The 24,723-nt window shown below is 50.5% G+C and carries 18 protein-coding genes; 13 read left to right on the top strand and 5 right to left on the bottom strand.

Annotation, left to right across the window (positions count from 1 at the left end; genetic code table 11):
- The first annotated feature begins 365 nt into the window (after positions 1–365).
- The 3 genes from glyS to ftsY all read left to right on the top strand — a co-directional run bounded on the left by glyS (position 366) and on the right by ftsY (position 7,350).
- A complete protein-coding gene (gene glyS, locus Q7V48_03425; GenBank protein ID MDO9209787.1) occupies positions 366–2,432 on the top strand; it encodes a glycine--tRNA ligase subunit beta in 2,067 nt (688 codons plus the stop codon).
- A gap of 293 nt (positions 2,433–2,725) precedes the next feature.
- Positions 2,726–6,283: a chromosome segregation protein SMC gene (gene smc / locus Q7V48_03420; GenBank protein ID MDO9209786.1), complete on the top strand. Its 3,558-nt coding sequence runs from the start codon at positions 2,726–2,728 to the stop codon at positions 6,281–6,283.
- 143 nt (positions 6,284–6,426) lie between these two features.
- Positions 6,427–7,350, top strand: a complete 924-nt coding sequence (gene ftsY / locus Q7V48_03415; GenBank protein ID MDO9209785.1) for a signal recognition particle-docking protein FtsY — start codon at positions 6,427–6,429, stop codon at positions 7,348–7,350.
- 69 nt (positions 7,351–7,419) lie between these two features.
- Here the strand turns inward: ftsY and Q7V48_03410 are convergent, their stop codons facing one another.
- Positions 7,420–7,872, bottom strand: coding sequence for an LEA type 2 family protein (locus Q7V48_03410; protein MDO9209784.1), 453 nt, complete (start codon positions 7,870–7,872; stop codon positions 7,420–7,422).
- A gap of 391 nt (positions 7,873–8,263) precedes the next feature.
- On the opposite strand from Q7V48_03410, the gene Q7V48_03405 reads away from it, so the two are divergent.
- From Q7V48_03405 to Q7V48_03375, 7 genes are all read left to right on the top strand, one after another.
- Positions 8,264–9,859, top strand: coding sequence for a hypothetical protein (locus Q7V48_03405; GenBank protein MDO9209783.1), 1,596 nt, complete (start codon positions 8,264–8,266; stop codon positions 9,857–9,859).
- A gap of 72 nt (positions 9,860–9,931) precedes the next feature.
- Entirely contained in the window at positions 9,932–10,891 is a 960-nt protein-coding gene (locus Q7V48_03400; protein MDO9209782.1) for an HD domain-containing protein, read from the top strand.
- 42 nt (positions 10,892–10,933) lie between these two features.
- Positions 10,934–12,007, top strand: coding sequence for an aldo/keto reductase (locus Q7V48_03395; protein MDO9209781.1), 1,074 nt, complete (start codon positions 10,934–10,936; stop codon positions 12,005–12,007).
- A gap of 163 nt (positions 12,008–12,170) precedes the next feature.
- On the top strand, positions 12,171–15,188 hold the full coding sequence (locus tag Q7V48_03390; protein ID MDO9209780.1) for a DEAD/DEAH box helicase: 3,018 nt from the start codon (positions 12,171–12,173) through the stop codon (positions 15,186–15,188).
- A 138-nt stretch (positions 15,189–15,326) separates the two neighbouring features.
- Entirely contained in the window at positions 15,327–15,782 is a 456-nt protein-coding gene (mscL, locus tag Q7V48_03385; GenBank protein ID MDO9209779.1) for a large-conductance mechanosensitive channel protein MscL, read from the top strand.
- A gap of 87 nt (positions 15,783–15,869) precedes the next feature.
- Positions 15,870–16,916, top strand: a complete 1,047-nt coding sequence (bla, locus tag Q7V48_03380; protein ID MDO9209778.1) for a class A beta-lactamase — start codon at positions 15,870–15,872, stop codon at positions 16,914–16,916.
- A gap of 70 nt (positions 16,917–16,986) precedes the next feature.
- Complete coding sequence (locus Q7V48_03375) at positions 16,987–17,979, top strand: methyltransferase (GenBank protein MDO9209777.1); 993 nt, start codon at positions 16,987–16,989, stop codon at positions 17,977–17,979.
- 55 nt (positions 17,980–18,034) lie between these two features.
- On the opposite strand, the gene Q7V48_03370 is transcribed toward Q7V48_03375, so the two are convergent.
- Positions 18,035–18,565, bottom strand: coding sequence for a Slp family lipoprotein (locus tag Q7V48_03370; GenBank protein ID MDO9209776.1), 531 nt, complete (start codon positions 18,563–18,565; stop codon positions 18,035–18,037).
- Positions 18,562–19,056, bottom strand: a complete 495-nt coding sequence (locus Q7V48_03365) for a Slp family lipoprotein (GenBank protein ID MDO9209775.1) — start codon at positions 19,054–19,056, stop codon at positions 18,562–18,564. The genes Q7V48_03370 and Q7V48_03365 overlap by 4 nt, the downstream gene beginning before the upstream one ends.
- A 610-nt stretch (positions 19,057–19,666) precedes the next feature.
- Between Q7V48_03365 and Q7V48_03360 the strand changes: the two genes are divergently transcribed.
- From Q7V48_03360 to Q7V48_03350, 3 genes are all read left to right on the top strand, one after another.
- Positions 19,667–21,013 carry an aspartate aminotransferase family protein gene (locus Q7V48_03360; protein ID MDO9209774.1) on the top strand — a complete coding sequence of 449 codons (1,347 nt, stop codon included), beginning with the start codon at positions 19,667–19,669 and terminating at the stop codon, positions 21,011–21,013.
- An 84-nt stretch (positions 21,014–21,097) separates the two neighbouring features.
- On the top strand, positions 21,098–21,820 hold the full coding sequence (locus Q7V48_03355) for a creatininase family protein (protein ID MDO9209773.1): 723 nt from the start codon (positions 21,098–21,100) through the stop codon (positions 21,818–21,820).
- Between the two features lie 312 nt (positions 21,821–22,132).
- On the top strand, positions 22,133–23,134 hold the full coding sequence (locus tag Q7V48_03350) for a dihydrodipicolinate reductase (GenBank protein ID MDO9209772.1): 1,002 nt from the start codon (positions 22,133–22,135) through the stop codon (positions 23,132–23,134).
- An 86-nt stretch (positions 23,135–23,220) separates the two neighbouring features.
- Here the strand turns inward: Q7V48_03350 and Q7V48_03345 are convergent, their stop codons facing one another.
- Positions 23,221–24,450: an MFS transporter gene (locus tag Q7V48_03345; GenBank protein ID MDO9209771.1), complete on the bottom strand. Its 1,230-nt coding sequence runs from the start codon at positions 24,448–24,450 to the stop codon at positions 23,221–23,223.
- 27 nt (positions 24,451–24,477) lie between these two features.
- On the bottom strand, positions 24,478–24,723 hold a 246-nt coding region (locus tag Q7V48_03340; protein ID MDO9209770.1), incomplete at its 5' end, for a hypothetical protein.

The following is a 24,723-nucleotide window of genomic DNA, read 5'->3' as shown; positions in this document are numbered from 1 at the left end:
GTTGCCCTTTGGCCCGTTCAATCACTTGCACCTTCGAAAAGTAACCCATGCCGACCTCCTCCAGAGAGATTCTCAGGATAGAGGCATTTTATCATATAGCTATATGGCTAGTCAAGAAAAATTTTCATGTTCCCCAATTTTTTCACACCTTCCCCCTCGAGGGGGGATGGTTGGGAGGGGGTGATTTCTTTTGGTTGCGGCTATGCCGCGCTGGGTTCTCTGTGGTTTAGAAAAATCGCTCAATTTAAGTTAAAGAATTATCTGTGTTCATCGGTGAACACAGATTATCAGGATAAACTTAAAATAAAATAATTATCTGCGGTTATCTGCGTAAATCTGCGTCCTATTAAATTTATGGATTAAAAATGTCTGAATTATTGTTAGAAATCGGAACAGAAGAAATTCCCTCGGGGTTTATCCCCCGAGCTTTGGAAGAAATGAAGGCTCTCCTGGAAAAAGAATTCCAGAGCTACCGCCTTGCTTTTAAGGAAATCAGGGCCGTGGGAACGCCGAGGCGGCTGGTTCTTATGGCCACCGGAGTGACCTCCGTCCAAGAGAAGCGGTTCATCGAAGTGGTCGGGCCGGCGAAGCGCATCGCCTTCGACGGAAAAGGGCAACCGACGAAGGCGGCTTTGGGGTTTGCCAAGGGCCAGGGAATTGCGGTGGAGGAATTACAAATTGTCAAAACGGAGAAGGGAGAATATGTCTGCGCCCGCAAGGAAGAGCAAGGGGAAGAAACGATTCACCTGCTCCCGACCATTCTTCCTCGATTGATCTCCTCTATTTCTTTCCCGAAGTCCATGCGCTGGATGGATTTGGAGAATTCCTTCGCCCGCCCCATCCACTGGATCCTCTGCCTCTTCGACGGCAAAGTTGTGCCTTGGCAAGTAGGGAATATTTCGTCTGGCAATCTTTCCCGCGGCCACCGCTTCCTGGCCCCTGGCTCTTTCCAGGTCAAAGACCTTGCTGATTATTTGCGCAGGTTAAAAAACTCCTTCGTGATCGTTAACCCAGAAGAACGCAAAGAATTCATCCTAACGGAAGTAAACAAAGCGGCCAGCGAAGTTTCCGGCCACCTTTTGCCCGACGATGACCTCTTGGAACTGGTGACCTTCCTCGTGGAGTATCCCGTGCCCATAAGGGGGAGCTTCTCCAAAGAATTTCTCTCTCTCCCCCGGGAAGTTCTCATCAGCGCCATGCGGGAACACCAACGCTACTTTTCCATCGTTGATGCGGAAGGTAGCCTCTTGCCTTTTTTTGTGACCGTCTCCAATACGAAACCCAGAAATCCCAACGTGGTAGCGCGGGGCAACGAGCGGGTTCTGCACGCGCGTTTATCCGACGCTAAATTTTTCTTTATCGGAGACCAAAAGATTCCCTTGATTCAGCGCTTAGAAGGACTGAAGAAAGTCGTCTTTCACTCCAAGCTGGGTACCTCTTACGAAAAGGTAATACGCCTATCTCAACTCGCCGACTTCCTCATTGGAAGCATTGCCCCTGAACAACGCGAGATGGTCCAACGGGCCTCTCTTCTTTGCAAGGGGGATTTGATCACGGGTATGGTGGGCGAGTTTCCCAACCTTCAGGGGGTCATGGGACAGGTCTACGCCAGGTTATCCGGGGAAAAGGAAGAGGTAGCTCTGGCCATTTTTGAGCATTATCTGCCAACAACAGCAGGAGGAACCCTTCCTTCTTCTCATCCGGGGGCGGTCCTCAGCATGGCGGATAAATTGGATACCATCGTTGGTTGTTTCGGGGTGGGACTGATTCCTACGGGGACAGCCGACCCTTACGCCCTTCGCCGCCAGACCCTTGGGATCATTCACATCATCCTGGAGAAACGGTATGATCTCTTACTCTCCACCCTTCTTGAACGAAGCCTCGCCCTCTTGGCGGAAAAAATTGAACGGCCTTCGCAGGAAATCAAGGCGGATGTTCTTGAGTTTTTCAGAGGTCGGATACAGAATCTGCTCAATTCCCAGGGGCTTTCCCCTGATGCAGTTGAGGCGGCCTTGGCCGTTGGCTTTGATAACCTGGTTGATTTACGGGAAAGGGCCAAGGCTCTCCATGATCTGAAGCAGGTTCCCGACTTCGAACCCCTGGCCATCGCCTTCAAAAGAGTGGTCAATATATCCAAATCCCATGTTCCCGGTGAAGTGAACACCCGGCAATTCGAAAATGCTTGCGAACAGGAGCTCTTTGAAGCCTACGGAAAAATAGAAAAAAAAGCTGGGGAAAAGATCTCCCAGAAAGATTATACTTCGGCCTTGAAAGAACTCTCTTTGCTGCGCAAACCCGTAGATGAATTCTTTAATGGAGTTTTAGTCATGGCCGAAGATGAAAAGATAAGAAACAACCGATTGTCCTTATTGATTAAAATTGCTCAGCTTTTTTTAAAAATTGGCGACTTTTCCAAAATCACCACCAATTAAACCTAGCCCACCTGTTTTTCCCTCATTCTTTTTCCAGAAATAAACCACTTTATCTACATCATCCCACAATATGTTGTGGCTCATAAATATAAATATACATTTAGTTGTATTTTTGGCTTTACAAAAATTCTCTACCTTGGTAAAATAGCGAAAAATTCAAAATACCTGGCCCAAAGGAAATTATTTATTGATAAACTATTCGTTTTAATTATCATTTATGAATTTGAAGGCATGACCATTAACTTACGAGCAGGTTGCCGGAAAACTGGTGAAAATCAATCTAAGGGGTGGCCATGAAGATTAAAAAAATTGAGGTTTGCGGGTTCAAGTCTTTCTCGGAAAAGATCGAGATCGGCTTTCCGTCCGGCGTAACGGCCATTGTAGGCCCAAATGGTTGTGGAAAGTCTAACGTCGTGGACGCCATCCGTTGGGCCCTCGGAGAACAAAGCCCCAAACAACTCCGGGGAAAAGCAATGGAAGATGTCATATTTAACGGGAGCGAAAGCAAAAAACCACTGGGTATGGCCGAAGTAACTCTGACCTTTGCCAATGAAAATGGCCACCCGATTGCGGATTACCTGGATTTCACTGAGATATCGGTAAGCCGGAGGCTTTTCCGCTCGGGGGAGAGCGAATACTATATCAATAAAGTACCCTGCCGCCTCAAAGACATTACCGATCTTTTTCTGGGTACGGGAGTCGGGCATAGGGCCTACTCCATCGTCGAGCAGGGGAAAATGGATTTCCTTTTGAGCGCTAAGCCCGAAGAAAGACGAATCCTCATAGAAGAAGCGGCTGGAGTCACCAAATACAAAGATCGCAAAGCCGCTGCCCAGCGCAAAATGGAGGCAACCCAGCAGAACCTCTTGCGCCTTAACGATATCATCGGAGAGATTAAACGGCAGATTAATTCCTTAAACCGCCAGGCCAAAAAAGCCGAGCGCTATAAGGGATACCGCGAGGAGATCCGCGCCCTGGAACTGGGGCAGGCAGCTCAGACCTGGCACAACTTAGAAGCCCAACGCCGGGAATGGAAAACTTCCCTGCAGGAAATCGAGGATCTTGAGGTTCGTGCTACGGCGGAAATCAAGAAAGTGGAAACTGCCCTCGAACGAATCAAGGTTAATTTACTAGATGGGGAACGGGACCTGGCTGTCCAGCAAGGGCGGCTGTCCGAAAACGAAGGGGGGATTAAAGACCGAGAAACTGAAATTGAGTTGTCCACCCGCGAGCGCGAAAATCTTCAGAAACAGGTTTCCCGAGCGGAAGAGGAAATCGGCAAACTCCTTCAGCAACAGGAGGGGGCTGAAAAAGAAATTCAGGCCTACGAAGAAAACTTAAAGGAACAGCAGGAAAAGATTGTCTATTACGCTGAATTTCTCGCCGGAAAAGAACAGATTCTCCTGGAGAAAAAAGCCCAGCATGCGCAGGCGGAACAGGCCCTCTCCCAGGGGAAAAACAGTCTGGTAGACCTCCTTACCCACTTGGCCCATTTGAGGAATCTGCTCATTGACCTTGCCCGCCGTTCGGAAGAACTCTCCCAGCGTAAGGGTAAGATCGGCCGTGAGAGAGAAGAAGCGGAGTTAAAGATTGAAGAAACCCGCGCCCTCCTTACCAGCATATCCCTGCAGTTAGACGATTGCCGGAAGGCCCACAATCAGATCGAGGAGGAACGGCAACGGAAAATCCTGCGGGTCAAAGAACTGCAATCTTCCCTTGCGGCCCTGCAAGAATCACTGGCCCAGAGCAGGGAACGCCTGAACCGGCAGAGCTCTCGTCTAAACTCCCTTCTGGAGTTACAGAAAAACTTTGAAGGGTACCAGGAGGGGGTGCGAGCCATCCTGCTGAAACGGCAGGCGCAGGAATCATTCCAGAACGGTATTTACGGACTGGTTGAAGACATCGTCGAGACGGAACCAAAATACGAATGCGTGGTTGAGTCGGTCTTGGGCGAGCGGTTACAACACTTCATCGTCCAGGATCATCAAGAAAGTCTGAAAGCCATTGAATACCTGAAAGCTCAGGGAGCCGGCCGCTCCACCTTTATTCCCTTGCAGTTGAAACAAAACCCAGCCCTTCCCTCACCAGCCTCCGCCAATGAAGGAGTGATCCCGCTTTTAAATCTGGTTAAGGTGAAGGAAGAGTTTGCTCATCTGGCGACCTATCTTTTCGGAGATGTCTGGGTGGTCTCTGACTTGCGCCAGGCCATCGACCTCTGGAACCGCAACTCCATCTGGAAAACCCTGGTTACCCTCGATGGGGAAGTTCTGCACCCTTCCGGCGTCGTCACGGGAGGGAGCAAGGAGCAAATCGGCTCAGGTACCTTCCACCGCAAAAGGGAAATTCGCGACTTGACTCAAAGCGCAGAAGAACTCCGGCAGCAAGTCATTGAGCTGGAGAGCACCCAAGAGCAGCTTGCCACGAGCATTAAGGAATTGGAAGCTTCGATCGCCGGGCTGACCCAAACCCTCCACAGCCAGGATTTGCAGATGGTTAGCGAAACGAAGGAGATAGACCAGTACCAAGCCGAATGGAAACACTGGAAGCAAAAGATCGAAACCCTGCTGATGGAAGAAAGCCAGCTGGCCGAAGAGTTGGTCGAATGCCAGCAGGAGGCCCGGAAAACCGAAGCGGCGCTTCAGACCTCTGAACTTCTAAAGAACGAAAAAGAGGAAAACCTTCGCTGCCGAGAGCAAGATTTACAACACCTGAAGGCTGAAATCGAAGGGCTCATGGCCGAAGTCACGGAAGCGAAAGTACGCCTGGGCACTTTTCAGGAGAAGAAACAGAACCTGGACCAAAACCTGGAGCGGGCCCGAAAACTTTCTCAGGAGACGACCGCCCTTCTTGGGCAACGCCGCCAGGAAGTTCAAGAAAGCATTCAGCTGATCCACGCCGTTGAAGAAAAACGACGGCTGGCCGAGGTTGATCTCCAACGCCTGCTATCGGTGCATCAGGAACTCCACTCTCAACTGGAAGGTGCAAAAGAGGCCTTACGGGAGGAACGGGAGAATCTTGAAAAAGAGGAGAGTCGTTGGAAGGAACGCCGGGGAACCCTCCAGAACCTGCTGGAAAAGAAAAACGCCCTTTCCATGAAACTCATGGAAATCGACCTTAACATCAAACACCTTCTCTCCCAGGTGGAGGAAAAACATCGCCTGAGCCCTGAAGCCTTGCTGGCCAAGGAAGATGAGCGAGATTACTTTTCTCCAGAGGTTGAAGCCCGCCTCGGGGAACTGAAATCTTTGATCGAATCCATGGGTGAGGTGAATCTGTTGGCCATTCAGGAATATGAGGAGGCCAAAACCCGTTTGGAGTTCTTGACCGAACAGGAAGCAGATCTGGTGCAATCTCTGGAGGCCCTGGACCAGGCGATTAAGAAGATCAACCGCACTTCCCGTAAGCGCTTTGCGGAAACGTTTGAAGCGGTAAACCAGAAGTTCAAGGAGATCTTCACGGTTCTTTTTAACGGCGGGCGGGCGGAGCTCGTGCTTACGGATGAATCCAACCTTCTGGAAACCGGTGTGGACATCATTGCCCAGCCACCGGGAAAGAGGTTGCAGAACATCAGCCTTCTTTCCGGCGGGGAGAAAGCCCTGACCGCCGTGGCTTTAATCTTTTCTCTTTTCCTTATTAACCCTAGCCCCTTCTGTCTTATGGACGAAGTGGATGCTCCCCTGGACGACGCCAATATCGGGCGGTTCAACAAGATGATCAAAGATATGGCCCAAAAATATCAATTTATCCTCGTCACCCACAACAAGCTCACCATGGAGCTGGCTGACACGCTTTACGGTGTCACCATGGAAGAGATGGGCATCTCCAAGCTGGTCTCGGTAAAATTGAATTAAAAAAAAGGCAACGGGCTCAAGGTTCGGGGCAATAGGTTATAGGCGATAGGCAAAGGTCAATGATCAATGGTCAATAACCAAAGACTTAATGACCTATGACTATTACTCCTTGCGTCTCACGCTTTACGCCTCACGGAGTTAAGATGGCTGAAGAGAAGAAGGGGTTTTTCCAGCGGCTGAAACAGGGCCTTTTTAAGACGCACCAGGGTCTGGTCAGCAAGATCGATCAACTGATTGCCGGAAAGAAAAAAATCGATGATGATCTTCTGGCGGAACTGGAAGAAATTTTAATTACCAGCGACATCGGGGTAAAAACCACCCAGGAATTGTTGCACAATGTCGCGGTAAAGGTTCAGCGCAAGGAACTTGAGGATGCGGATTTATTGAAAAAAAACCTCCAGGAACAAATGCTGCACATCCTCAGCCAGCAGGAGAACCCCCTTAACCTCTCTGCCACCCGCCCTTTTGTCATCATGGTCATTGGCGTCAACGGTACGGGCAAGACGACGACCATCGGCAAGATGGCCCAGAAATTCAAGGCTCAGGGTAAATCGGTTCTCCTGATTGCCGCTGATACTTTCCGGGCTGCGGCCATCGAGCAGCTGGAAATTTGGGGGCAACGAGCGGGCTGCGATGTAATCAAACAAAAAAGCGGTTCCGACCCCTCAGCGGTCGTTTTCGATGGCTTGAAAGCCGCAAAATCACGGGGAATCGACGTCGTCATCGTGGATACAGCGGGCCGGCTGCATACCAAAGTCAACCTCATGGAGGAGTTGAAAAAAGTTAAACGGATTATGGGACGAGAGATACCCGGTGCTCCTCACGAGATTCTCTTAGTCCTGGATGCGACGACGGGACAAAACTCCATTAGCCAGGCCAAGATGTTTAACCAAGCCGTGGGAGTAACCGGGATCGCTCTAACCAAATTGGATGGTACCGCCAAAGGGGGAATTCTTATCGCCATCTCTGATGAGTTAAAAATTCCTCTGCGCTACATTGGCATCGGGGAAAAATTGGATGACCTGCGCGAGTTTAACGCCCGGGATTTCGTCGAGGCGCTGTTTTAGGAAATACAGGGTTGAGTGTTAAGTGTTAAGTTAAAAAGAGCCTTAAGCCTCACGCCTTAAACCTTACACCTATTTTTTTAATTTGATTTCACCGCTTTTGGAGAAGGGGACGGTGGTGCTGCCCATACTAGCCTTGATGATTGCTGCCCCCTCGATTTTATACCGCAAATCCTTGCCCGCCAGGATAAGGGCCAAGGGGTTGCCCAGGCTTTTTAAGTTCGTTTGCAAAGGAACCGGAACGAGGGTGGAAGCCGATTTAACGATTGTAATTTCTTTTTCCAGACGACCTTTTCCCACTTCCTGATCGCTGAGATAGACCGTGTATTCCAGGGCTCGCAGCTTCAAATCAAACGAATTCGGGTTTTGCACCTCAATGCCCAAAAGGAAATCGATCTCCTGGAAGGAGATGCGCTTGATCTCGATTTCCTTCAAAGTGAAGGTGGGCTTTTCCAGAAACAAGCTGAGGCAAGAGGGCAGCAAGAATAAAAATCCGATGGCAATTATCTTACCCGGGCGTTTCATCCGCCAACATGACCTCTGTGATCAATCTATCCAACGATTACCCCGCTGTCAACCTCTATCTAGTGCTAAGTTGCAAAAATTAGCGTAATATTGGCAGCTTTCCCCAGGTCCGGGCGGCAGAGCGCTTCGCTTGGCATCATGAGGCGATGGTCTTTCCATAGCTGAGGCGGGAAAGGGCACCCCGCCTGGCTTTTGCGGAGACTCAGCTTTAGCATGGAACCGGGTCATCTCCCGGCCGATGCCGCCCGCGCTCAGCACCCTGCCGCCCGGACCACGACAAAGCGGGGCGAAATTATCACAAAAAATACAATGCGAATTTTCGCAACTAAGCACTAGCGCTAATATTTTTAGCGTGAAACCTCTGGAAAAAATGTGTTAAATTAAATTGCCTATGACGATCCTTATATCTAACATTACCTTAGCCCTGGATGAGCAAGAAGCCGACCTTCAGCAAAAGATTGCCCAGGCGATCGGGGTTTCCTCCGAACAAATTCAGGGCATCAAGATTATCAAAAAGTCTCTGGACGCTCGCCACAAGAATCGCCTGCGCTTCGTCTACTCCCTGGAATTGTCCCTTCCGGTGGAAGAAGAAAAGAAAGTTCTTGGCAAAACCTCCTCTTCCCTGCAGATGCAAAAGGTCACGGCCAAACCTTCCCCATCTCCTTGGCGCATCAAGAACAAACCCCAGCGTCGCCCCATTATTGTCGGGACCGGCCCTGCTGCGCTCTTCGCCGCTCTAAGACTAACCGAGGCCGGCTGGCCCCCGCTGCTTTTGGAACGCGGCAAAGAGGTGCCCGAGCGGGTCAAGGATGTAGAAAAATTCTGGCGTAGCGGGATCCTGGACCCGGAAAGCAATATCCAGTTTGGGGAAGGAGGAGCGGGGACGTTTTCAGACGGAAAGCTTTTCACGCGCCTAAACGATCCGCGAGTTGCCGCCATCCTAAATGTTTTTTCCCATTTTGGAGCTCCTGCGGAAATCCTTTATCTGCAGAAGCCTCACATCGGAACGGATAGATTGCGCCGGGTGATCATGGCCATGCGCCAATATCTTAAAGAACAAGGTGCCGAGTTCCATTTTCAGGCCAAAGTGACCGGACTTAAAATCTTCCAGGGCAATCTTCAAGGGGTCGTTATTAACAACCAAAAAGAAGTCGATACACCTATTCTCCTTTTGGGCCCGGGACACAGCGCCAGGGATACGTACCGGATGCTTGACAACGCGGGGGTGGCAATGGAAAGTAAACCCTTGGCCATCGGGCTGCGGGTTGAACATCCCCAAAGACTCATCGACCGCATCCAATATGGTTCATCCGCTGGACACCCCCGCTTACCCCCGGCAGAGTACCAATTAACCTACCGCTGCTCCAAAGGGCGCGCGGTTTATTCCTTTTGCATGTGCCCGGGTGGGGCCGTAATCGCAGCCAGTTCTGAATTGCAAGGGTTGGTAACCAATGGAATGAGCCTGTTTCGCCGCAATTCTCCCTGGGCCAACAGCGCCCTGGTCATTCAGGTGGGATTGGAAGACTTCGGTACTCAAGGGCCATTCGCAGGAATGGAGTTCCAGCGTCGATGGGAGGAGAAAGCTTTTCAATTGGGGGGAGGAAACTACCACGCACCTGCCCAGGGGCTCCCCGATTTTTTAGAAGGCCGAGAGCCTTCTTCATTGAGGAAGACGAGCTTTAAGCCGGGTATTACTCCCGCTCGATTGGAGGAATGCCTGCCGCTTTTTGTGGCGGAGAGCCTGCGGGAAGCACTTCCTTATTTCAACCGGAAGATGCCAGGGTTTTCCTCCACCGAAGCGATGTTGCTGGGCATCGAAACTCGCACGTCAGCTCCCCTGCGTATCCTGCGCGGGGAGGATTATCAATCCCAGAATGTTCGAGGCCTTTATCCCATTGGTGAGGGATCAGGTTATGCCGGAGGGATCGTCAGTTCAGCGCTCGACGGCATGAAGGCCGCGGAAGCAATTCTAAAGAAATTGGAATAAGGCGATAAGGAATAGGCGATAGGCGACAGGCAATGGGCTATATGAAATAAGAAAGGGTGTAGGGAGGAAGATATGGAAAAAGTTTTCGTTAATCAATTGAAAAAAGGCCACGCTGTAGAAAGCATTTTTCTCGTCAGAGAAAAGAGCCTGACCAGAACAAAGACCGGAAACCTCTATCTTTCTCTCCGTCTGGCCGACCGCACGGGAGAGGTCGAAGGACGCATCTGGGAGAACGCTTTGGACTTCGGTGCTCTATTTGCCAAAGACGATTTTATTAAGGTGAGAGCAGAAGTTGATGAATTTCAAGGAACGCTTCAACTGCGCATCCTCAAGTTGAGGAAATGTGAGGAAACCGAGGTTTTACTGGACGATTTTCTTCCGAGGACACCCCTAAATGTCGAAAAAATGTTCTCCGAAATCAAAAACATTGCTTCCGGCGTGCAGCAACCCTATCTGCAAAAGCTTTTAGATGCCTTCTTCGCCGACGAAGATTTCGTAAAAAAATTCAAACTGGCACCGGCGGCGAAGGCGGTTCATCATGTTTACCTTGGAGGTCTATTGGAGCATACCCTTTCCGTCGTTCAACTTATCCTTCTGGTAGGTCCGCGATACAAGGGGATTAATGTGGATCTTCTGATCACCAGTGGAATTCTTCATGACATTGGGAAAGTAGCCGAGCTTACCTTTGGCCGGGCTTTCGATTACACGGACTCGGGGCGACTCCTGGGACATATCATCCTCACCGTAGAAATGGTTGACCAGAAAATAAAGGCCATTCCGGAATTCCCTGAAACCCTCTCGCTTTTCCTGAAGCATAACCTCCTCAGCCATCATGGAGAGTATGCCTTTGGCTCCCCCAAGCTACCCATGACCTTGGAGGCGCTTCTTCTTCACCAGATAGATGACCTGGACGCTAAGGTCAATGGATTTTTAGGTTGGATCGAAAAGGAAAAGGAGGATCCTTCCCGATGGACCTCTTACCATAAGCTTTTTGAACGCTTCATCTTCAAACCTGAGCCACAAGAAGGATAATTACGCCGTAGATAAGGAAATAAGGTTCGTGGAGTCGTACCGATGCAGAAGAGAATCTTAGGCAGGACAGGATGGCCTGTTTCCGTGATCGGGTTTGGAGCCATCAAACTGCCGCGGGTCGGGATGAAGGAATGTGGGGACCTTTTAAATCGAGCGCTCGATGCTGGCATCAACTTTATAGATACAGCGGACTGTTACGGCGACAGCGAGGAAAAAATCGGCCAGGCCCTTAAGCAGAGACGCCAGGAGTTTTATCTCGCTACCAAAGTGGATGAAAGAGACGGCCCGGGGGTCCGGAGAAAGCTGGAGCGATGCCTGCGCAGGTTGCGGACCGAATGGATCGACCTCCTCCTTTTCCACGACGTTCGCGGGCCGGAATACGAAAAAATATTCAATGCCGGTGGCCTGGAAGAGATGGAAAAGGCCCGGAGGGAAGGGAAGATCTCTCAGATCGGGATCAGCATTCATGGTTCTCTTTCCATGATGAAGCAGGCGGTGGAATCCAAAGTTTTCTCGGCTTTAATGGTGGCCTACAGTGCCATCGATGAGGATCGCTTGAGCGCCGACCTCCTGCCCACAGCCGCGGCCCAAGGGGTAGGCCTGATTGCCATGAAGCCCCTGGCCGGGGGAAGGTTAGCTCAGTTCCCAGCCAGAGGCTGGGACCCCCAATTCTTCAAGGGAGAATCGCCCGCCCAACTTGCCCTGCGCTATGTTCTTTCCAATCCTCATATCACCTGCGCCATCCCGGGCATGATGGCGCTCGATGAATTGGAAGAAAATATCGTTGTCGGCAGGAAGCCGCGGGAACTGTCGGCTGAGGAGATCCGGAAATTCATGGAGAAAGCCGGAGAGGCAGGAAAGGGTTTTTGCCGCAATTGCGGTTATTGCCTTCCATGTCCGGAGGGAATCCCCATTCCCGATGTTTTCCGCCATGAAAACTATTATCGCTATTATGGCCTAAAAGACTGGGCCCGGAGTCAGTATGGTTCATTATCAGTCAATGCCCAAGCCTGTTCTGATTGCCAGCAATGTCTGGATAAATGCCCTTATGGGGTTTCGATTCCTTCAAATTTAAAAAGCGCCCATAAAATCTTAAAAGGCGCTAAGATTAGGTGATTAAAAGATCCTTTTAATGGGTGCCCCCCTTCACTACCCCTTCTCTCCTAAACCCCCCATTCATGCCATAGCTTGAATGAGGTGAAATTTCAAATCCTTTCTTCCCGAGTAGGGTTAGGCTGAGGTTGGTAATATTAAGAATAAAAGAAAGATGTAATCGGAAATGAGCAAAATTGTAGCTCGAGTTAAAAGGAATAAGGTAAGCTTTCAACAGACTTTGAGCGCTGAGGAATGTAATCATAATTCCACAGTGTTGGCGTCAGATTTTCACCGGCTCGAGTTTTTTCGGCATGGGTTCGCACTGGTTCCGGACCCGGTGGACCGGAGTACTGGAGGCGCTCTTTTTCTGAAAGGCAACAAGAAAGAACGGGATCAAAGGTTCTGTTCCTGTACCGTTTCCAAGAGGCGGACTTGTGAACATATTCTCAAGTTAATTGCTTTGTATAAAACCTTCCAAAAGCAATACAGAGAACAAACTCCCGAAGAGGCTTTCCGGGCGAGTTTCTGGTACCGCCTGGCCACCATCCTGGCCGATGGATCCCAGGAAACGGCGGGATCCGCCCATCTTCAGTTTGTCGATCTGCAATCAAAGAGAATGATCCGGGTGGTTGACGCCGGGGGAAGAGAAAGGCTGCATTACTTTTCCCAGGCCTCCGATGCCATCCGCTTCATAGAGCGCATGCACCAGGTTACCGGGGAGCATGTGGTGCCCCACCGGAGCGATCTTTTGGGGAAGCTTGCTGCCCTCACGCTTACGAGTGAAGAACGGTACATGGCCCAGATGGGATTCAAAACGATCCGACAGGTCCTGGAAGAAAGTTTTTGGTACCGGCTCGCCTATCACTGCTTTCGTGAATTTGGAGACCGGGATAACACCTTTCACCCGACCATTGAGGAAACTTCCGGGGAGTTCACCCTAACCTTCAAGCATGGCGGAGGGGATGCCATTGGGCGTATGGTCATCCCCCGCCAGCGGGTCAAAAGTTTACTCTCGGCTTTCCGGGAAATCTTCCCGAATCAGCGTGAACTGGCGATCCATCCGGTTCCCCTGAAATCTTTATTTAAGATTTCCGCGAATAAAAAAATGGACCTGCAGATCAAACCGATCGTCCAAGTCCTTAAGGAAGATGGCGAGGCGAGGTTTTTTGCCAGAGAAGACCTGGAACGGTTCCGGTACGGAGATCTGATCTATATCAAAGATCTGGGTGTACTGGCCGAGCTGGAGCCTTCCGGGAAAATGCAGGAAAAATTTGCTAAGCCCACCCGAATGGTGCTCAAAAAATCCCAGGTCCCCAGCTTTTTGCAGGAATTTGGCCCAGAGCTTCGGGAAGGCGCCCACATTGTCGATGCCTCGGTCAGAAGCCTTAAGATCTACACCAATTTTGACAGGATGGAAATCACGCCCGCAGCCCTGCAGCGGGACTGGTGCTGGCTTTCCGTAAAATATGGATTCGGCAATTCGTCTATCTCCCTCGGGCAGATCCTTCAGGCCAGGAAAAAAGGGGAGCGTTTCTTATCCACTGCTGATGGATGGGTAGATTGTCAATCCCAGGTTTTTGAAAGCCTTGATCCGATCCTCGCCCAATTTCCCGGGAAGCAGCTCGCCCGGCAACCGGATCAAGTAAAGCTTTCCCGCATGGATCTTTTGCGCCTTCAGGCCTTCAGCCGCCAGCCCCTGGAAATAGTCGGTAAAAGCAAGACGGCCTTTTTGCTAAAAACTATGCTGGAGTTGAAGCCTGCCCGCCTCTTGCCAGCATTGGGAGGGTTGACCTCGCCCTTAAGATCCTACCAGAAGCTGGGAGTGGAATGGCTGCTCTTCTTGTTTGAAAACGGTTTGGGAGGCCTTCTCTGCGATGACATGGGCATGGGCAAGACCCACGAGGTAATGGGTCTTATGGTGGCGCTGCGGGAGAAGGGAAGATTGAAGAAACCTTTTCTGGTCGTCTGCCCAACAACGGTCCTGAGCCATTGGCAAGGTAAAATCTCCGTACATGCGCCGGCCTTGAAGGGGGCGGTCTTTCACGGTGGACAGCGCGATCTCGAAAAAACTCTTCGCGATAGCGATGTGCTAATCACTTCCTATGGTATCCTCCGCCGCGATATTGAACTGCTGAAGAAAATCCCTTTTCCCCTTGCCGTATTTGATGAAATACAAAACGTCAAAAATCCTCAGACTCTGGCCTATGAAGCCGCCAGAAACCTCCAGGCTACAGTAAAAATTGGTCTTACCGGAACACCTATTGAAAATAAGCTGGGAGAACTGAAGGCCCTTTTCGACTTGACAGTCCCCGGGTATCTGGGGACCGATGAAAAATTCAGCTCGCGATATGGCGAATCCATTGAACTGAACCCGGCCGGTGAGAGGCCAAAGGCCCTGGCCCGATTGATATCTCCATTCACTCTGCGCCGGCTGAAAAAGACCGTCCTGGAGGAGCTACCGGCAAAGATCGAAGACATTCGTACCTGCGCCCTCAGCGATGATCAAATCAAGTTATATCGGGATGCGATTTCTTCGAGGGGCAAAGAACTAGTCGAAGCCATTAAGCGGAGGGAAAAAGCAATACCGTACATGCATATCTTCGCCCTGCTTACCCTGCTCAAGCAAATTTGTAATCATCCTGCCCTGGTCGAAGGAAAGTTGGATGATTTCGAAAAATATCAATCCGGCAAATGGGAGCTCTTCAAAGAGCTAATCACTGAGTCGTTAGGAAGCGGGCAGAAGGTGGTTGTCTATAGTCAGTTCCTCGGGATGATTCAAATTATAGAGAACTTCTTGCAAGGATTGGGTATTGACTTTGTAACCCTAACCGGGGCGAGCCGGAAGCGGGGTGAAATCATCTCGCGCTTTAATGAAGACCCGGCATGCCGAATTTACGTGGGAAGTTTGAAGGCCGGAGGGACAGGAATCGATCTGGTAGCCGCATCGGTGGTCATTCATTATGACCGGTGGTGGAATGCCGCTAAAGAAGATCAGGCCACCGATCGAGTCCACAGGATCGGGCAGAGGCGGGGTGTGCAGGTCTTTAAACTGGTCACAGAGGGAACTTTGGAAGAAAAGATATCGGCCTTGATTGCGAGAAAGCGAAAATTAATGGACAATATTATCCGGGAAGATGATCCGGGTTTACTGAAATCTTTCTCCAGAGAAGAGCTGCTGGAAATGCTTTCAGCCCCCTCTTGATCTTTTCCGTTTTTGTCAGCTTAAATTTAAGATATTCCTGAATAAAAAACAATATATAATTGAAATCAGCATGATTGGCTATCGCCAAAGGTGTTGTAGTGAGAAAATTATTCAGCCCCAATAATAAGGAGGAAAAGCATGATCGAAGATTTTAAAAAATTTGTTATGCGGGGAAACGTAATAGATATGGCCGTTGGAATCATCATCGGCGCTGCCTTTGGTACGATCGTTAACTCCCTGGTCGCGGATGTCATCATGCCCCCCATTGGTCTGGTGCTGGGCAATGTTGATTTTTCCAATCTCTTCATCGTTCTGAAAGATGGGAAAGTGGCCTCTCCTTATGCTTCTTTGGCCAGCGCCAAGGCGGCCGGAGCAGTGACGGTCAACGTAGGGGTATTTGTGAATGCCATCATCAGTTTTCTCATCGTTGCCCTTGCCATGTTCACACTCATCCGCAGTATCAATAAATTGTACCGCCAGAAGGAAGCTCCTGCAGCTGAGCCAACAACGAAAGATTGTCCCTATTGTTTATCAACCATCCCCATTAAGGCGACTCGTTGCGGTCATTGCACATCGGAGTTAAAAGCATCCTAAAACAGGACATGGTGAATTGGAGCCAGGTTTTCACTTGAGGCCGTATAATGAATCGTTAACCGTGCAATGCCGAAGGGGCTAATTACCATGAACCCAATCCTGAAAATCATCCTTTTGTTTTTCCTCCTTTCCCTTTCTACGGCTTGCTTGGCTCAAACACCTGTTAAAGTCGGTCCAAGCCTCATTACGGACATTCCACTCCAGCGACTCGAACGTGAGATCACCCGGGCAGCGCAATCAGCAGGGGGAACGGTTGGGGTTAGCGCCATTCACATCGAATCCGGTCGGCGAATAGCATTCAATGCCAGTAAACGCTTTCCGATGGCCAGCACGTACAAGGTTCCCATTGCCGTTCAGCTTCTTACCCGAGTCGATCAAGGAAAGATCACGCTTGATCAGATGGTTGAGCTGAAACCCAATGATCTCCATCCCGGGGGCGGAGTCCTGACAACTCTATTCAATAAAGCCGGAGTGGTGCTTTCAGTCCGGAATCTTCTCGAACTGATGCTGCTTATTAGCGATAATAGCGCCACCGATCTGCTGTTACGCCTGGCCGGTGGCCCAGAAGCGGTCACGGCCCGCATGAGGGCTTTAGGCATCCGGGATATGGAGATTCATCGGCCTACGATAAATTTAATTGCTGACGCGGAGGGCTACAACTTACCACCAGAAACTGAATGGAAGCCGGAACTCTTTAAAAAACTCTATGAGGCGACGACACCCGAGTCCAGGAAAGCGGCAGCCGCGAAGTTTGAAGCGGATTCCCGCGATACCACAACGCCTGAGACCATGGCGGTATTGTTGGAACGGATTTACCGCGGGGATCTCCTGAAACGGGAAAGTGGAGCATTGCTCCTCGATATTATGGAGCGGTGTCGAACAGGGGAGGCCCGGCTCAAAGGCATCCTGCCCGCCGAAACCACCGTTGCGCACAAGACGGGTACGATTGGTGGAATAACCAATGACGTGGGGATTATTACGCTCCCAGATGATGCTGGACACATCGTTATTGCCGTCTTCGTGAAGTCCTCGGAAAAAGGGATTCCAGAACGAGAACGGGCGATTGCTCAGATTGCCCGGGCGGTGTATGACTTTTTCCTCTTCCAGCCATCAACGACGCCATTGGTTAAATAAGGTGGGAATTCCGGGGACATATTATTTCGATTGGCCTAACAATTAATCTCGGATGGGGATGGAGGTTGGTATGATTAATGTCAGTCCACAGACGATCTTAAGTTTGACCAGGAACTTTATGGAAAGCCGCATTTTGCTCACCGGCGCTGAGCTTGACCTTTTCACCCTTTTGGGTCCGGCTCCATTATCCGCTCAGGAAGTCGCCGGCAGAATTCACGCAGACCTTCGGCCCTTGACCATCCTCCTCGATGCGCTGGCGGCCATGGGTCTTCTGATCAAGCGGAAAGAAACCTACCAATCCTCCCCTTCCGTTTTCCTTTGCCTTGCGGCGGACTCTCCCGATTCCGTTCTGCCCATGGTTCTTCATATGGCCGACCTCTGGCGAAGATGGTCTCACCTGACTAGCGTCGTTCAAGGCGTGAGCCCTTCCGAGAAACCGGTGGCACTTTCTCAAGATGCTGAGCAACTTCAGGCCTTCATCGGGGCCATGCACGTGATTGCCTCCCCCTTGGCTCCGCGGGTCGTGGCCGCGGTCCTTCCCGGTTTAGCGAAGGCTCTGTTGGATGTGGGCGGAGGCTCGGGGACTTACACCTTGGCTTTCCTGCAGGCTGTTCCAGCAATGAAAGCCACTCTTTTTGACCGGCCTGCGGTCATTGAGATGGCCCGGCAACGTCTAAGCCACGCGGGGGTTCTAGGCCGGGTTACTCTGGTCGCCGGAGACTTTTACCGTGACGAACTACCTGCAGGTCATGACCTGGCTTTCATCTCGGCCATCATTCATCAAAACAGTCCGGAACAAAATCTTGACCTGTTTGCCAAGGTGTTTCAGTCTCTAAATCCAGGGGGCCGGGTGGTAATTCGGGATCACGTCATGGCCGAGGACCGGACCCGCCCGAGAGATGGGGCCATTTTCGCCGTGAATATGCTTCTGGGTACGACCGGCGGTAACACTTTTACTTTCGAGGAAATAAAAGCCGGCCTGAAAAAGGCAGGGTTCGTCCATATCCGGCTCTTCCAGGAGGGGGAGCATATGGATGCCCTGGTTGAAGCTTTTAAGCCATAAAGCCTATACCTTTTTCCACACGCCTCACGCCTTGCGCCTTGCGCCTTGCGTTTCTTTACCACCCATAAGGATGCCGCCAGTAAGGATGGTGGTGCCACCAAAAATAATAGGGGTCGTAGTACCAAGGGGGATAAATCGGCCGGTACTCTGGGCGCCGCTCCCACAGGTGAATCTCTTTGGCCCCAAGAACCGGGTAGACATATTGGCTAATCCCGAGGGGTAAAACTTCCTTTCCGGTCACTTCCCCGGCAACGGTTATCTCACGCCCTTCCTTGTAAATAGCGGGATCGAGAAAGCCGGCCTGCCGGATCAAAAAGCGTCCGAGTGAACGATCCAGATTGGTTGGCCTTTGCTGATAGTCCAATTCTGTCTGCCGGACCTTAATCAGCGTTTCCTGCTGCCTGTTGGAAGTCTCGACAATCACTCCCCCCCATAAAACGGTCTTTCCCGTGTAAGAATCCGGGTCTTTTTGGATATCCCGGAAGGTTAGGGTCTTGTCCACCTGGTGCATAATCTCTTTAGAGATAGGAGCACAAGAAATGATCAGCCCTGCCGCCAGAGAGATTAAAAGAAACCACCCCTTCATCTGAACACCCCTCCCACACCAATACCGAAGTGGAAGAACGGTCCGCTGCTGGTCTCGGGTTTCCAAAGGTGGGATTCCCGCGGAATCAGCACTGGGTAAGTGTAATCCATCTCCTTTAAAGGCATCACTTTTTTCCCTTGCACCTCTCCCAGAACCGTAATTTTCCGCTCTCCCGAATAGATAGCTGGGTCTCGAAAGTCCATAAAGTGGACGAGAAAACGTCCGTAGGACACATCCGTGTCTTCCGGCTTTTGTTGCGAGTTTAAAGGCTTTTGCAGGACCTCAACCCATGTTTCGCCTTCCTTTACCGTGGTGGAAACAATTTGTCCACCCAAAAGGGCTACCTTCTCTTTGTACCGATCTGGGTCTTTGAGTAATTTCTGGAAGGTGATCTCAGGGTCCAATTCTCTTAGTCCTTGTTTGGAGATAACGGGTGCACAAGCAGAAAGCAGCGCAACCACACTCATGATGAACCAAACCCGCTTTTTCATTTTTTTCTCCTGAACCACCAATTTTGCCCCCCCCCGCTACATTTCCTATTATATCAAGAATTATCCCCTTTTTAAGATAAAGTTACTTTTTCCTTGCCCCCCTTCACTTTTCAATAGGTTGATGAATTTACTTTGATTAACGGAGCCCGGATGGGAGGGTGATGAAAGAGGGGGCACCGGCGGGGAGGTGCTGCGCTGGGCCAAAAGGTGGTGGTTCTTCCATGACCTGGAGCTTTACTTCCGCCGTTGGAGCAAGGATATATGATTTTTGTGCTCTCTTTCTGCGAGGCAGAGTACTTTTCCAATTGACATGATTTTAGGGGTGTGTTAATAGATCAAAAAATAATGGCTCAGAACCCACTACATTTCTTACCCTAATATCCCCCACAGCTTTACTGGGGAAAAGAGAAACCCATGGCAAATCCTAAAAGTTTAAGAGAGGTCAAGGAAGAGGTATTAAGAGGGTTCAGGAAAGAATCTATGACGCGGACGTTTGGGGAGAAGATCTCGCATTCATGGGGGCACAAAATAGATTGCCTTTTTGGAAAATATTTTTAAATATTACCCCGAGTAGTAGGGAGGTCAATAAATACTTTGGAGGGATGATTCCATGGTGGAAAAAGATTACATAAAGGAATATGTGGAGCGAACTCCTGGATCAAAGAGACTTTTTGCCAGAGCCCAAAAAGTTATGCCGGGAGGTGTCAGCCATCGATTTCGTTTCATTCCCCCGTATCCTTTTTTTGTTAAAAGGGTAGATGGATCCAAAATATGGGATGTAGATGGCCACGAATATGTGGACTTGTGGATGGGGCACTTTGCCCTGATTTTGGGCCATAAGCCAGCGACTGTTCAAGAAGCTTTAAAAGAGGTCCTTGAGGTAGGGACCCATTGGGGGATCGTACACGAGTATGAAGTTCAGTTCGCTGAGCTCATTCAACAGACGGTTCCGTGTGCGGAAAAGATCATCTTCGGGGTTTCGGGCACAGAGGCCACCATGCATGCAGTGCGTCTGGCCAGGGGATTCACCAAGAAACGGATGATTCTTAAAGTAGCGGGTGGATGGCATGGAGCCAACAATGAACTTATTTGGGCGATTCGCGGCCCATATGAAAAACCAGAAAGTATGGGGGTTTTGCCGGAAATCGCTCAATACACCCAACCTATTATGTTCAATGACCTGGAATCAACCTTGAAGACGATTCACCGGTTGAAGGAAGATTTGGCCGCCGTCATCATTGAGCCAATTGTGGGCTCGGGAGGCTTGATCCCTGTGGACAAAGAATATCTGGAAATGTTAAGGCAAGAAACCAGCAAATTAGGAGCATTGCTTATCCTGGATGAGATCATTACGGGATATCGGATCGCTCTGGGCGGCGCCCAGGAAGTTTACGGGATTAAACCCGATATGGTAACGATGGGAAAGGTTTGCGGGGGTGGGGCCAACCTCGGAGTCATTGCTGGAAGAGGAGATATATTTTCTCTGTGCGATGCCACCATCAAACGACCCAAAGGAGAAAGTGTTATGGTGGGCGGGGGGACCTTTTCCTGCTCCCCTCTTTCTATGATTATGGGGTATAAAGTTGTCGGATACCTCAAAAAACATGCGCAAGAGGTCTATCCGAGAATCAGCCAACTCGGCCAGAAATTAAGAGAGGGAATGGCCGAGGCCTTTATCAAAAACGGGATCGTAGCTAAGACCACCGGTATGGGTTCCTTATGTGGCCTTTATTTTCCTTACGACCCTAAAACCATAGTTAAGAGCCCAAATCAGATGGATCAACTTACCGATTTGGAGAAAGTCGATTATGAGTTTCGAGTCCGCATGATTAACCATGGGGTTTTTGTAATGCATGGAGGGGGCGCTGTATCCTTCGCTCATACCGCAGAAGACATTGAAAGGGTCATTAAAGCCACCGAAGAAGTGGCGCGGGAGATGAAAAACGTTGTCCCATGAGTCTTTTTTCTGGGGCAGATAATTTCTCTGTGACCTCTGTGGTTAGATTTTGAAAATACTACCATCAATAAAACGAGGCAAGATATGAAGAAAGTTTTGTGGGAAACCCTCCGGCGATCCGAATTTGAGCGGGCGGTCAAGGAAGATGCGATCGTCATTATTCCGGTCGCCTCCATCGAGCAGCATGGGAATCACCTGCCTGTTAACACCGATACCAATTGCTGTTTTACCATTGCCCAACGGGCAGCCCAGGCCATCGATGAGTTCCCGGTGTTGGTATTACCTCCGATCTGGACAGGATACTCTCCTCATCACATGCCCCACCCGGGCAGCATTACGCTCAAATACCATACCTTCGTGGAACTTCTTACCCAGGTGGCGGTGAGCGTTCATGCCCATGGATTTAAGAAGATACTCTTCCTAAACGGTCATGCGGGGAACTCCCCTGTAATCGCTGCCATGCGCACCAAATTGGCTGCCGAAGAAGGGTTTTCTTCCTTAGGATACAATTATTGGGATTTGCCGTCCGTGGCGGAAGAAATAAAAAAAGTCAGCGTTTCTGACAAAGGTTTCATCGGGCATTCCGGGGAAATTGAAACTTCACTCCAACTTTATCTGCAGCCGGAACTGGTGCTTATGGATGTGGCCACTTGGGTTCCGGGCGTTTGGGGTGATCCGTCCACGGGGAATCCGGAGAAAGGGGAGCGAATTATCCAGGCTGCGGTCCATGCTCTGGTAAGGATCCTTCGCGATTATCAAAGCGGTGTTATTGAGGATCGGCTGAAATGGCGTAAAGAAATTTATTAATTCAAACCATTTACTCTCTTGACATTCCGCCACCTCACCTTGCCCCTCTCCCCCCTGGTGACGGTGTCGCAATTGCGGAATCGAGGGGGCGGGGGGGAGGGCATTCTCTCGGAATCATAAGGCAGTGGTTCTTCCATGGATCGAGGCGCACTGAAAACCACATATTTTCGATGCCCTCCGAATGCGCCGTCGCTTCCTCGTTCACGCCCTCCCGCCCGGATTATGACACAGTCTCCTGAGGCGGGGAGAGGGATGGGGTGAGGGGGAACGGGTTGAGATGCTAAAATAGAAAAAACACTGGAGGTAAATTTAATGCAGAAAAAGATTTGTGCGGTCCAATTCGGATGTGGCCCCATTGGTTGCGCGGTGGCCAAGTTAGCCCTGCAGCGACCCGATATTAAGCTGGTGGGGGCAGTGGATATAGACAAGGAGAAGGTAGGAAGAGACCTGGGGGAACTTATTGGGTTGGACAAGAAACTGGGGATCCGCATAACCGATGATGTAGATCGTCTCCTGGCTAAAAAAAAGGTGGACGTTGTATTCCATCAAACGAGTTCCTCCCTAAAAACCGTTGCCCCCCAACTGACCAAGCTCCTGAAATTCGGGGTGAACATCGTCTCCACCACTGAGGAGTTAGCCTATCCGTATCATAGCCATCCCCAGCTCGCAGCTGAAGTTGACAGGGTCGCCAAAGGCAACGGAGTCACCGTTTTAGGTACAGGGGTCAATCCCGGCTTCCTTATGGACAGCTGGGTTTTGTTCATGACGGCTGTCTGTCAGGAGGTGAAAAGGGTGAAAGCCATAAGAATCCAGGATGCCGGCAGCCGTCGTCTTCCTTTTCAAAAAAAGATCGGTGCTGGCTGTACTCCAGAGGAATTCCAAAAATTAGTGGATAATGGAACCCTGAGGCACGTGGGAATTACCGAATCTATATCTATGATTGCCGCCGGCTTAGGTTGGAAACTCGATGATATTACCGAAACCATCGAGCCAGTGATAGCTAAGAAACGGGTAAAGAGCCAGTATATCACCGTTGAATCAGGACAAGCTGCAGGGGTTCGGCAGTTGGGCCATGGATTAAGAGGAAAGGAAGAAATCATTACTTTAGAATTTGAGGCTTCTTTAGGGGCTCCAGAGTCCTACGATGCCATATATATATCCGGCACTCCTAATATGGAAGTAGTAATCAAAGGAGGCACCCACGGGGATATAGCCACGGCCGCAATTACTGTCAATTCTGCCCGCCGCGTCGTCGAGGCTCCACCCGGACTCATCACCATGAAAGACCTGCCGATTGTAATATGTACCCCCTAAAAAGGGTATCGCCGATGATTGCGTTATGGTATCCAGGTTATTGGGCGGGTAAAGGTTAAAGGGGACGTTTACTGGTGTATTTTCAATTAGTTAGCCACCGGCTTGAGCCCGCGCTTGTAGATAATAGCCGTGGCTACCGCGCCCAGACCCATCAGCCCCAAAGAAGAGAACGCCCAGCCCCAATGGACGTAGAGTCGGCCGATGGTGCCAGGGTTGGTCCAATCGAGAACCAGCCCGAAAACCAGCGGTGCCACTGCCCCTGCGCCAAACCCCAAAAGCGATCTTATACCAAAGGCTGCGCCCAAGTAAGCTGGATCTGCTGCTTCGGACAAGGCAGCAGAAAGGACCGGTGAGTCGCCAAGGGCAGAAAAGGCGTACAAAGCACCCAATGCAATCGTAATCATGAACGGCCAACTGTAAGTCCAGCCAAAAAGGAAGGAGCATAAGGTGCTAATTCCGGACAAACCCAAAAGCACTGTCGCCCGCCCCCAACGATCGGACAAAAGGCCCATGGAAAAAGAGGCCAACATACCTGTGAAGTGGAAGAAGGCCGTGACATAGGAGCCCAAGCCGGCTGCTTTTAAGACTTCCCCGCCGAAACAAGCGGCGAGGAAAGCCGGGGTCCAAGTCCACATACCCAGGAGCTCCCAATTATGAAAACAGTACCCGGCGATCACCAAGATGGCTGGCTTATTCCCCAATAGATCCCGGGTAAAACCTTTCTTGGCTTGGCGCTTGACAACGGTGTTCTTGGTCCGCCAAAGGGTGAGACAGGCTATCGTCGCTCCAATTGGTGCGCCCAGGCAAGTTAGAAAAAAGGAGAGTTTATAACCTCCCAGGGGCAGGGCGAGTCCGCTAATCAAAAGTGACATGGCGTAGCCAGCCGAGGTGCTGGCAATAAAAAAGCCCATGGCCATGCCCCGCCTGGCGATGACGTAACGCTCAGCGAGGAGCATCAGTCCAGTAGTGTAGGAGCCGCCCAAGGCAAATCCCACCAAGGCATAGAGAATGAGACCCGAATAATAATCGCGGGCAAAGAGCGCAAAGGCTAACGCGGAGAGTCCGCCAGCAATCATCGACCCCAAAAAGACTCTTTTCGCTCCCCACAAATCGGCTAAACTGGAGAAAACTACCAGGGATATGGCGTAGGCCATTTGGTTAGCGCTGGAAATGGAGCCGCCTGTCGCGGCGGACATGTGCCATTCTTGTTGGAGCACTGGCAGGGCTGCGGCATAAGTAATTAACACTAGGCCTGTGCCCGCCCGAGCAAGGCAAATGCCAATTAACCACAAGTCTATCTTATTAGACAACCTCATTTACTTTCTCCATGAGTAAAGGCCCTTTTAAAAATCACGAATAGTCTTTGTTTTCGTACCAAGCCCTTCAGACGGTTCAGAAATTCCACATTTTTTCCATTCCAGAATTGATGACTCCACCTGATCGTGCATGGCGTCATACCGAATATTCTCCGGAAACAAGGCCAGGGCCAGGGAGGTCTCGAACTCCCGCCGGGTCAACTTGGCCAACATGACTTCCTGATTGGGCATAATATTCTTTCCTGAAGACCATGATCCTTCAAGAGGCCGATC

The sequence above is a fragment of the Deltaproteobacteria bacterium genome (genome assembly GCA_030654105.1).
Lineage (GTDB): Bacteria > Desulfobacterota > SM23-61 > SM23-61 > SM23-61 > JAHJQK01.
This window is presented reverse-complemented; position numbering and strand designations above follow the sequence as displayed.